Below are 10,739 nucleotides of genomic sequence, written 5' to 3'. Positions count from 1 at the left end.
ATCGCCCTCACCACCGTGATCGTCCGCGAGGACACTCCCGGCGACAAGCGCCTCACCGCCTACTACACCACGCACTCCGCAGCCGCGCACACCTCGGCAGACCTGCGCACGCACTGCCGCCGCCACCTGCCCGACTACATGGTCCCCAACCACTTCGTACACCTCGACAAGATCCCCACCACACCCAACGGAAAGGTCGACCGACGCGCCCTGCCCATCCCCACGCAGGCCGCCCCCACCACCACACACACCCCGCCCCGCACCCCGCTCGAAGCCACCATCACCGCCGTCTGGGCCGAGCTCCTCCAGTCCCCCGGCCTCGGCGTCCACGACAACTTCTTCGACCTCGGCGGCCACAGCCTCCTCGCCACGAAGACGGCCAAGCGCCTGCGCAGCACCGGCCTCGACGTCACCGTGCGTCAGATCATGCAGTGGCAGACGGTCGCCGAACTCGCCGCCGCCCTCGACGCGGGCGCGGACGGGACGGACGGGGCCGGGACCGACCCGCTCGTGTACCGGCTGTCCTCCGGGGAGGCGGACCCGGCACTGCCCAACGTGTTCTGCGTCCACGCCAGTGGCGGCACCCCGAACGCGTACGGGCAGCTGGCCCGCCTGCTCCGGGCCGACTGCACCACGTACGGCATCCAGGCCGTGGGCATGGACCGTTCCGAGCTGCCGCTGCGCGACGTCGCGGACATGGCCGAGCGGTACTGGAAGGCCATCCGCTCCGTCCAGCCCGAGGGTCCCTACCACCTCCTCGGCTGGTCGCTCGGCGGGGTCCTCGCGCATGAGATCGCCCGCCAGGGCGCGGCCGACACGGCCACCGTCTTCCTGGTGGAACCGCCGGTGCACGGGCCGCGTCTGGAGCAGAGGCTGCGTCCCGGCGTGGAACTGTACGGGCGGGCGGCCGGGCTCTGGGAACGCGGCCAGGAGGCCGACCCGTACACCCGTGAGGAGCTCACCGCCGAGCTGCGTCGCATCAGTGCACCGCTGGAGGTCCCCTCGGACGCGGTCGGCCTCGACGAGTGGCTCCCCTACGAGACGCTCGGGCTCCTCCTGGACGCGATGCTCCGGCACCGCCCCGGGGTGTCCGCGGCTCCGGCGGTGCTCTTCGTGAGCGACGAAGTCGCCCACAGCCGGGAGGGATCCGTGGTGAACGAGCGCGACCTCGCCGAATACCTGGACCACTGGGGGGCGCTCCACGAGAGCACTCCGCCGATGGAGCGGACCCCGGGCGACCACGGCGCGATGATGACGGAGCTGCCGGCCATCGAGAAGGTCGCCGAGGTCGTCCGGGCGACCCTCACCGGCTTCCGGCCGGGGACGGGGACGGGGACGGGGACGGAGGCAGGTTCCGGCGACGGCGACGGCGCCGGCAGCAGCGGCAACACGAACGAGCAGGTGGTCTGATCATGGTGAAAGTCATCGCCGAGGCGCTGGAGAGCGACCACGGGCACAGCGTCGTCGGCCTGCGGGCGCGACTGGAGACGTTGGTCGACGACGGGTGGGAGCTCCTCGCCGAGCGCAGCACGGACGGGACCGGCCGGATCGAGGAGTGGGGCGAGGCCCTCGCCCACAAGGGCCTCTACCGGATCGTCTTCGACATCGACCGGTACTTCGCGGGCCTCGGCACCACCCCGGGCTACCCCGAGGTGACGGCCACCTTCCGCGCCTCGGAGGAGGGGGTGGGGCACCGGCTGAGCCTGACCTTCTCGCCCCACCACTACGCGGCGGTGTTCACCTCCGAGTAGCCGCCCGGGCCGCCTCGTCGGCCTCGTCCGCCTCCGCCTCCGCGAGGCGGGCGAGGACGGGGCCGGCCACCTCGGGGGCCAGGGAGCCGGCCAGCTCCCGCAGCTCACCCAGGATCCGTCCGGCGGCCTCCGGGTCGCCGGCCAGCAGATGGGTGGTGCGCAGCACGGCCAGCGCCCGGGCCTCCTGGGCCGGGGTCTTCATGACCCGGAACAGCGGCAGGGCCCGTCGCAGATGGGTCACGGCCCGGTCGAAGTCCTCGGTGGCGAGCGACAGTTCGCCGAGCGCCACCAGGGTCCTGCCCATGACCAGCCGCTCGTCGCTGGTCTCGGCGAGGACGAGGGCGCGGTGCAGGGCCTCGGCGGCCTCCTCGAAGTCGCCGCGGTGGAAGCGGGCGGAGCCGATGCCCTGCAGGGCGTAGGCCTCCCCGGTGTGGTCGCCGATGAGCCGTACGACGTCCAGCACCTGGGAGAAGGACTCCAGGGCCTCGCCGTACTCGCCCCGCTCCAGGTGGCTTTGGCCCATCCGGTGCAGCACCTGGGCTTCGACGCGTCGGCCGCGGCCCTCCCGGCTGAGCCGCAGGGCCTCGTCCAGCAGGGGGCCGGCGGCGTCCTCGTCACCCGTGCTCAGCCGCAGCTGGGCCAGGTTGTGCAGGACGTAGGCCACTGCGACGGTGCCGTCCCCCTCCCGGAACACCCTGAGGGCGGACTCGTAGTGAGCGGCTGCCTCGTCGAACCGACCGTGCACGCGGGCCAGGTAGCCGAGGCCCCTGGAAGCGAGCGCGGCACCCGGCTCGTCGCCGATCTCCTCGAAGATCGCGGCGGACCGTTGGAAGCGGGTCTCGGCGCCGGCGAAGTCCTGCTTCGTCACGGCGAGCGAGCCCAGGGAATGGAGCAGGGCCGCCTGGCCGAGCCGGTCGCCGCCCCTACGGGCCGCCGCGAGGGCGATCTCATGGGTGTCGCGCCAGTCGTCCAGCCGTACGTGGGTCTCCAGGAACGTCACTGCGGTGACGGCGAGGCCCCAGCAATGCTCGGTGAGCCCCATCATGGCGGCCTGCCGGACACTGGGAAGCAGCATCTGGCGTTCCCGTGAGAACCATTGGAGAGGCTCGGCCAGGACCCGGTCCACGGTCCGGTCGGGCAGGGGATGAAGGGGAACGCCATGGCTGCGGATCAGCACGTCGCGCCCGTACTCGCGGTGCCTCGCCTCGGTCAGCAGGAACAGGAAGCAACCGAGCACCCGGGCCAGCGCGGCCTCGCGCTCCGCCACGCCCTCCTCGCCGACCAGCCGCTCGCGCGCGAACACCCTGATGAGGTTGTGCAGCCGGTACTGGCCGTGGCGGCCGGTGCCGGTACCGGCGGAGTCCAGCAGCTGGGCGTCGGAGAGCTCGTCGATCAGGTCGCGCACCACCGCCTCGGGCAGCTCCAGCAGCGCCATGCACGCCCAGACGGAGAACGGTCCCTCCTCGATGACCGCGAGCCGCCGGAAGAGCCGGCGCGCGTCCTCGCTGACGCTGTCGTACGTGAGCGAGAGGCTGGCCCGGATGCCCACGTCCGCGTACTTCAGTTCGTCGAGGCGGCGGGTCTCGTCCTCCAGCCGCTCCACCAGCTCGGTGATCTCCCAGTGCGGCCGGGCGGCCAGCCGGGCGCCCGCGATCCGCAGCGCCAGCGGCAGGTGGCCGCAGAGCTCGGCGAGCGCTTCGGTGGCCTCCGGTTCGGCCGCCACGCGATCGGGGCCGGTGATGCGGCCCAGCAGCTCGGCCGACTGTGCCGGAGGGAACGTGGTGACGTCGACGCGGACCGCACCCGCCAGGCTCCCGATGTGCCGGCGACTGGTGACGATCACGGCCGAGGTGGGTTTGCCCGGCAGCAGTGGCTTGATCTGGCTCTCACCGGCCACGTTGTCGAGGATGATCAGCATCCGGCGCTCGGCGAGCAGCGCCCGGTACATCTCGGCCCGCTCCTCCAGGCCGTCGGGGATCGCGGTGCCGCTGACGCCGAGGGCGCGCAGGAAGCGTTCGAGGACCTGGGCCGGGCCGACCACCTCGGGGGCGCCGCCGTGCAGGTCGGCGAAGAGCTGCCCGCCGGGGAAGTGCGCGGCGATCTCGTGCGCCACGTGGACGGCCATGGCGGTCTTGCCGACGCCCGGCTTGCCGACCACGGACACGATGGGCACCGCGAGCCGGGACTGGTCGTGGGAGGCGAGCAGCAGTCGGTCCCGGATGTCGGCGACCAGGTCGTCGCGGCCGGTGAAGTCGGCGATGTCGGCCGGGAGCATCTCCGGCACGACGGGTGCGGGAGCGGCCGCGGGTACCGGGGCGGGAGTGCTGCGGGTGCCCGGCGGGTCGAGGCGGGGGTCGGTGGCCAGGATGGAGTGCTCGAGCCGTTTGAGCCGGGGGTCCGGCTCCACCCCGAGCTCGTCGATCATCCACTGCCGGGTGTCCCGGTACACCTGGAGGGCCTCCGCCTGGCGGCCGGAGCGGTAGAGCGCCAGCATGAGTTGCCCGCGCAGCCGCTCGCGCAGCGGGAACTCGTCCACGAGGCCGATGAGTTCGCCGACCAGCGCGCTGTGATTGCCGAGCGCGAGCTCCAGTTGGACGCACTCCTCGGTGGCGGCGATCCGGTGCTCGGTGAGCTCGTCGGCGCCGGACCGGATGACCTCGCTGAACATGCCGCCCAGCGCGGCGCCCCGCCACAGTCCGAGGGCCTGCCGGTACGCCGCGGCGGCGTCCTCCCGCTGTCCCGCGTCGCGCAGCTTGCGCGCCCTGCCGACGAGGCCGCGGAAGTGCAGGGCGTCGAGGTCCTCCTCGGTCGCCCGCACCATGTACCCCTGCGGGTGGGTCGTGATGACGTCCGAGATGCCGTGGTTGCCGAACAGGCGGCGCAGGGACGAGACGCTGATCTGGAGCTGCGCCCGGGCGGTGGCCGGGGGCGCCTCCTCGTAGATGGCGCGGACGAGCCGATCGACGCTGACGACGCGGTTGGCGTCGAGGAGGAGCGTGGCCAGAACCGTCTGCTGGCGGACCCCGCCGAGGTTCAGCGGTGCGGAGTCGACGCTCGCCTCGAGCGGGCTCAGGATGCGGTAGCCGACCCGGGGCGCGTGCGCCCGGCGGTCGTCGTGGTGTGTGCCCATCACCGGTCGCTGCCCCACGTTTTCGAGTCCCCCCCAGGAATACGCGCAGGTCGACGGGAACTCTATGGATGTTTGAGGCAACCGGTCAACAGAGATCGACTATGGCGCCCACCTGCGACGCGGCACGCGCGAGCTCCCGGCGGGACGGCCTCACCCGTGATGTGACACCCCGTCGTGAACTGCCGGGCGTGCCCGAAATCCGATCATTGCGCACCGAATTCCGACCATTGTCGAAAGAACGATCAGAGGGGGAGACATGGCTGCCGACCTGGTGACCGCGCCGGCGTCCGAGGAGGCCGCGCCGCTGCGGAGGAACCGGGACTTCACACTGCTGTGGGGAGGCCAGACCGTCTCGCAGGTGGGCTCCGCGGTGTCCGTCCTGGCGTTCCCGCTGCTCGTGCTGTCGCTCCACGGGTCGGCCGTGCAGGCCGGCGCGCTCGGCACCCTCCAGGCCGTGATCCGGGTGGTCTGCCAGCTGCCCGCGGGGGCCTTCGCCGACCGCTGGAACAGGAAGCGCGTCATGCAGGTCTGCGACGCGTGCCGGGTCACGCTGTTCCTGGCCCTGGGGACCGCCGTACTGCTCGGATGCGCCCCGCTCGCGGCCGTCTTCGCGATCGCCGGTGCGGCCGCCGTCGCGGACGTGCTCTTCACGGCGGCCGAGACCTCGATCGTCAGCCAGCTCGTCCACCGGTCCCAGCTGCCGGAGGCGTTCGCCAAGAACGAGGCGCGCTCGTACGGGGCGTCGCTGGCCGGCCCGCCGCTGGGTGGCTTCCTCTACGCCGTGGGCCGGTCCGTGCCGTTCCTCTTCGACGCCCTGAGCTACCTCTGCTCCTTCCTCGCCGTCTCGTTCATCCGCAGGCCGGCCGACCCCCAGCAGGAGGACTCCGCCCCGACCTCGCTGCGCCACGACATGGCCGAGGGCGTGCGGCACGTCGTGGCGAGCCCGTTCCTGCGGGCCGTGATCCTCATGGCCGCCCCCGTCAACTTCGCGCTGAGCGGCGTCCAGTTCTCCGCCGTCCTCGTGCTCACCGACGCCGGCCACAGTCCTCGTACCGTGGGCCTTGCCCAGGGCTGCATCGCCGTCGGTGGTCTGCTCGGTGCCCTCGTCGCGGCCCGTGTGCAGCGGCTGCTGCCCTTCCACCGGCTCCTCATCGCCGCGGTGGCCGTGCTCCTGACGCTGGTCACCGCGAGCACGCTGCTGGCCGGCCGGACGTTCATGGTCGCGCCGGTCGCGCTGGGCCTGTTCCTGGCCCCCGCCGTGAACTCGGCCCTGTTCGGCAAGATCGCCTCGGTGACGGCCGCCCGCATCCAGGGCCGTGTGATCAGCGTCGTCGCCCTCTCCGCCACCGCGGCCGCCTCGATGGCCCCGGTGATCGTCGGCGTGGTCGTGGAGCATGGTGGCGGTCGGGCGGCCATGGCCACGACGGTCGCAGCGACGGCGCTCTCGCTGCTGGCGGTGCTCGCCTCCCGCCGCACCCTCAGGACGGCCTGATCCGCCCGCGCGGTGCGTGCGGAAGGCGAAGGGGCGGTGACCGGATCGGTCACCGCCCCTTCGCCGTGTGGTGCGGGGTGCGTCAGGGAGTCGTGGCCGGCTCGCGGGTGGGGGTGGGCGGGGCGGCAGGGGTGTCGGCGGTGGGGACGCCGGTGAGTTTGAGGAGGGGGCCCGTCATCAGGGTGGTGATCAGGGCCACCAGGGTCAGGATGGCGAACAGGGGGGCCGTCAGGAGGTGGGACTCGTGGCCGATCTGGAGGACGACCAGTTCCGTCAGGCCGCGGGTGTTGAGGAGGGCGCCGAGGCTGAGGGACTCGCGCCAGGGCAGGCCCGTGGAGCGGGCGGCCAGACCGGTGCCGAAGATCTTGGTGAGGACGGCCACGGCGAGGAGGGCGGCCAGGACGAGGACGGCGCCGCCGGTGAAGGTCAGGGTGGACAGGTCGACGTTCAGGCCGTAGCCCAGGAAGAAGAAGGGCAGCAGGACGGACTTCGCCGTGGTGGTGAGGGGGCTCGTGGCCGTCGTGGCGGCGGCGGAGGGGGGCCAGACCAGGCCGACCAGGAAGGCGCCGATCAGCTGGTGGACGCCGAGCGCCGCGGTGAGGGCCGCCGAGGCGCCGACCGCGCCGACCAGGGCGATGCGGAGGGTGGTCGGGTTCGCGGTGGCGGCGTGGCGGTCGGACCAGCGGGCGGCGAGCTTGCGTACGGGCCCCAGGTAGAGGGCGATCAGGGCGGCGACGGCGAGGGTGCGCAGGGCGGCGCCGACCGGGTCCGAGCCCTGGGCGAGGGCGAGGATCGCGGAGAGGGCGAGCCAGCTGCCGCCGTCCCCGATGGCCGCGGCCAGCAGGCTCAGCCGGCCCGGCCGGGTGCGGGCGATGCCGAGGTCGTCCAGCATGCGGGCGAGTACGGGGAACGCGGTGATGCTGACGGCGCACCCGACGAAGAGGACGAAGACGAGGGGCGAGAGGCCCGGCGGCGCGTACCGGTCGGCGAGCGGGATGGCCACCAGCGAGCCCGCCGCGAAGGGGATGAGGAGCGACGCCTGGCTGATGACCAGGCCCTGGCGGGCGGTGCCCCGTACGCGCAGCGAGCACAGTTCCTGACCGGTGGCGAACATGAAGACCGCCAGGCCGAGTTGGGCCAGGCCGTTGAACATCGGGAGGATCGCGGAGGGGAAGAGCCAGGCGGTGGCCTCGGGCGCCATGGAGCCCAGGAGCGAGGGGCCCAGGGCGATGCCGGCGATGACCTCGCCCATGACGCGTGGCTGGCCCAGGCGCGTGAACAGGGTCCCCGCGAGGTGGGACAGCGCCAGCACGACGGCCGCCCCGAGGAAGAAGTGACCGGTCGTGTCGAGGGTGAGCATGTTCATGCTCCGGGACTCCGTTCGTCCGTCGTGCGGCGTGCGCGTCGCGACGTGCGGGACGCGTCTCGTCCGTCGTTCCGCCGTTTCGCCGTGATCAACGCGCGGGGCCGGGTCCGGGCGCGGCCCCGGCCCCGGCGTGATCAGTGGCGGGGGCGGCGGCCGAGGGCCATGCCGGCGAACAGGAAGAAGACGCCGATGGCGCCGGCGATGACGGCGGCGGTGGTCTGCGCGGGCTTGTCACTGGCGTTCAGGACGGCGGTCACGACGCCCATCACACCGCTGATGTAGCAGAAGATCGTCAGGAAGATCTTGAGGTTCGGGTTCATGGGGTGATCGGTCCAATCGGTCTGGTGCTGATGCTGGGGCTGGTGCGGGTGGTCCGGAGCGGTGGGGGCGCAGGGGTAAGTACGCCGTCGGCCGGCCCGCCGGGCCGATCACGGTGCCACCGGAGCCCGGCCCGCGGCCGTGAAGCCGAGCAGCATGACGTAGGCGTCCGGGTCGGCGCGGAAGCGGTTCCAGCGGTCCGCCGCCAGGGCGAACTCCGGCAGCGTCACCACACCCGAGGCCACCAGCGGCTGCAGCCGGCCGGGGCCCAGGTGCGGGGCGAAGGCCTCGACCGGGTGGTCGTCGTTGGTGCTGGCGAAGGGGCGCAGCACGACGTCGGCGCAGCCGGCGGTGCGCAGGATCCGCGTCAGACGGCGGCCGAGGGTGCGGTCGCCGCCGGCAGAGGCCTGGGCCTGCGTCAGCTTGCCGTGGATGCCGGCCAGTTCGGGGTACGAGGGTTCGGCCAGGCCCCAGCAGGAGGCGTCCACCTCGGTGGCGACGAGCAGCCCGCCGGGCCGCAGGATGCGCAGTGCCTCGGCCAGGACGGCCTGCGGGTCGGCGAGGTGCTGAAGCACGTAGCGCAGCAGGACGACGCCGGCCGAGTCGTCGGGCAGCGGCAGGGCGGCGCCGTCGGCGACCACCAGTTCGGCGCCGGACCCGGCGGCGTGCGCCAGCAGGTCGCCGTCGATGTCGACCGCGGTGAGGGGGAGGGCGGGGAAGGCGGCGCGCAGGCGGCGGGTGACGGCGCCGGAGCCGGCGCCGATCTCGACGAGCGGGCCGGACCCCTCCGTCACGCCGAGCTCGCGCAGGATGCGCAGTTCGGCGTCGAAGGACAGCGCGGCCTGCGCCTCCAGGCGGGCCAGCTCGCCCGCCAGGCCGCCGGCGGTGGTGGCGGCCGGGTCGTACGAGCCGCCGACCGGTCCGCCGCCGGGCGTACCGACCCGTCCCGTGGCGGGTGTGTCGACCGGTCCGGTGGCGGTGTCCTGGTGGGTGCCGGTACCGGTGCCCCGGTCCGTGCGGGCGGGGGACGTGGTCATCGGTTCCTCGCAGTCATCCGCATGCCGTGCTTGGGGCGCAGGGTCACCAGCGCCTCCGGCTCCACCGTGAAGCCGGGTTCGAGTTCGAGCCGGGTCGCGCGCATCAGGACGGCCAGCACCAGCGTGGCCTCGACCATCGCGAGGTGCTGGCCGATGCAGATGCGCTCGCCGCCGCCGAAGGGCAGGTACAGGTGGTGGGGCGGGGCCCCGTCGGCGAACCGGTCGGGTACGTACTCCTCCGGCCGGTCCCAGTGGTCCGGGTGCCGGTGCAGGACCCACTGGCTGACGCAGACCAGCGCGCCGGCCGGGATCTCGTAGCCGTCGACGACGTCGGGGCCGACGGCGCGCCGCGAGACCAGCCACACCGGCGGGTAGAGCCGCATGGCCTCCTCGATCGCGCGCCGGCAGTGCACCAGGTCCGGCAGGTCGGCGGCGGTGGGGGTGCGGTCTCCGAGGACGGCGTCGATCTCCGCGCGGACCCGGTCGGCCTCCGCCGGGTGCCGGTCGAGCAGGTACAGCGTCCACGTCAGGGCCTTGGCGGTGGTCTCGTGGCCCGCCATGACCAGGGTGAGCACCTGGTCGCGCAGCGCCTCGTCGTCCAGCTCGCCGATCATCGCGTCCAGCAGCGAGGGCGAGGCGTGCGCGGCCCCGCCGCCCGCGGCCCGCCGCGAGGCGATCACCGTACGGGCGATCAACTGCAGGAACGTACGGGCCTGTACGTACCCCTTGCGGCGCAGCGCCGTGTCGATGGGATCCGGGTCCGGGTCGGGTACGTAGTGCCCCATGAAGCGGTTGGTCGCGTCCACGGCGCGGCCGAAGCCCTCGCCCGCCGCCCCCATGTCCACGCCGAGCACGGCGCGCGTGAGGATCGAGAGGGTCAGCGAGGTGAGGTGGTGCTCGACGGGCAGCGGGGTGCCGGACTCCATGGCCGGCCGCCAGCGCTCCAGCAGGGCCTCGGTCTCCTCGGTGATGATGCCGTCGAAGGTGGTGACGGCGGTGCGCCGGAAGGCCGGGGCGCACAGCTTGCGCTGCCGGGCCCACTCGTCGCCGTTGCTGGTCAGCAGCCCGTTGCCGAGCAGCGGGCGGAGCATCGCGTCGTCGGGGGTGTCGGCCTTGGTGTAGTTGGCGACGTTGTCCTTGAGCACGTGCCGGACCAGGTCGGGCCGGTGCAGCATGTAGATGCGCTCGCCGTCGCCGACGTGGCTGGTGATGTCGCCGTAGCGGCGGTTCATCTCCGTTACGAACGCCAGCGGGTCGGCACGCATCTCAGCCATGTCCACGGGTGCGTCGGGCCCCGGTGGGACGGTGCCCGCCGGTGCGGTGGTGGGTGTCACGTGAACCTCCGTGGATGGCTGGATCTTGGCCGGATTCTCAGTGGCTGAATCCGCATTACGTACGCCCCCTACGCAATGGCCGGTGCGTATGCCCGGCGCGTACGTACCGGCCGTCGGTAATTCCGTAATCCCCGTGGGAATTCCGGCGGGCGCGGTCCGGGCACGCGCCGGGAGGCGTCCGGCGTGAGAGCATGCTTGCGCGGGTGGGGGCAACCGACCTGCGGGCGCGGGTGGTTGGGCAACGATATCCGGGGGAGGGAATCGGCTCAATGCTTAGTCCGAGCGGCTCGATACTCACTCCCGGGCGGCCC

The 10,739-nt window shown here is 73.1% G+C and carries 8 protein-coding genes; 3 read left to right on the top strand and 5 right to left on the bottom strand.

Features of this window, described 5'->3' with window-relative positions:
• Both ACIQCH_RS09040 and ACIQCH_RS09035 read left to right on the top strand, forming a co-directional pair.
• The coding region (locus tag ACIQCH_RS09040; protein ID WP_402579506.1) for an alpha/beta fold hydrolase at positions 1-1,410 on the top strand (1,410 nt) is incomplete at its 5' end.
• A 2-nt stretch (positions 1,411-1,412) separates the two neighbouring features.
• Positions 1,413-1,751: a hydroxyisourate hydrolase gene (locus tag ACIQCH_RS09035; RefSeq protein ID WP_402579504.1), complete on the top strand. Its 339-nt coding sequence runs from the start codon at positions 1,413-1,415 to the stop codon at positions 1,749-1,751.
• Here the strand turns inward: ACIQCH_RS09035 and ACIQCH_RS09030 are convergent.
• A complete protein-coding gene (locus ACIQCH_RS09030) occupies positions 1,738-4,881 on the bottom strand; it encodes a BTAD domain-containing putative transcriptional regulator (RefSeq protein ID WP_402579502.1) in 3,144 nt (1,047 codons plus the stop codon). The two genes, ACIQCH_RS09035 and ACIQCH_RS09030, sit on opposite strands and share 14 nt — an antisense overlap.
• A 256-nt stretch (positions 4,882-5,137) precedes the next feature.
• Between ACIQCH_RS09030 and ACIQCH_RS09025 the strand changes: the two genes are divergently transcribed.
• A complete protein-coding gene (locus ACIQCH_RS09025; protein ID WP_402579500.1) occupies positions 5,138-6,373 on the top strand; it encodes an MFS transporter in 1,236 nt (411 codons plus the stop codon).
• Positions 6,374-6,455: 82 nt separating this feature from the next.
• On the opposite strand, the gene ACIQCH_RS09020 is transcribed toward ACIQCH_RS09025, so the two are convergent.
• The 4 genes from ACIQCH_RS09020 to ACIQCH_RS09005 all read right to left on the bottom strand — a co-directional run bounded on the left by ACIQCH_RS09020 (position 6,456) and on the right by ACIQCH_RS09005 (position 10,368).
• Positions 6,456-7,739: a cation:proton antiporter gene (locus ACIQCH_RS09020; protein WP_402579498.1), complete on the bottom strand. Its 1,284-nt coding sequence runs from the start codon at positions 7,737-7,739 to the stop codon at positions 6,456-6,458.
• Positions 7,740-7,873: 134 nt separating this feature from the next.
• Positions 7,874-8,059, bottom strand: a complete 186-nt coding sequence (locus ACIQCH_RS09015; RefSeq protein ID WP_030206953.1) for a hypothetical protein — start codon at positions 8,057-8,059, stop codon at positions 7,874-7,876.
• A 108-nt stretch (positions 8,060-8,167) separates the two neighbouring features.
• Positions 8,168-9,094: a class I SAM-dependent methyltransferase gene (locus ACIQCH_RS09010; RefSeq protein ID WP_402579496.1), complete on the bottom strand. Its 927-nt coding sequence runs from the start codon at positions 9,092-9,094 to the stop codon at positions 8,168-8,170.
• Positions 9,091-10,368 (bottom strand): cytochrome P450, encoded by a 1,278-nt coding sequence (locus ACIQCH_RS09005; protein ID WP_402579494.1) that lies wholly within the window; start codon positions 10,366-10,368, stop codon positions 9,091-9,093. Before ACIQCH_RS09005 ends, ACIQCH_RS09010 begins: the two co-directional genes overlap by 4 nt.
• Between the last annotated feature and the right edge of the window lie 371 nt (positions 10,369-10,739).

Source organism: Streptomyces sp. NPDC093225 (genome assembly GCF_044753805.1).
In the GTDB taxonomy this organism is placed as follows: Bacteria; Actinomycetota; Actinomycetes; order Streptomycetales; family Streptomycetaceae; genus Streptomyces.
The sequence above is the reverse complement of the archived record's forward strand: the minus strand, read 5'-3'. Positions and strand labels throughout refer to the sequence as shown.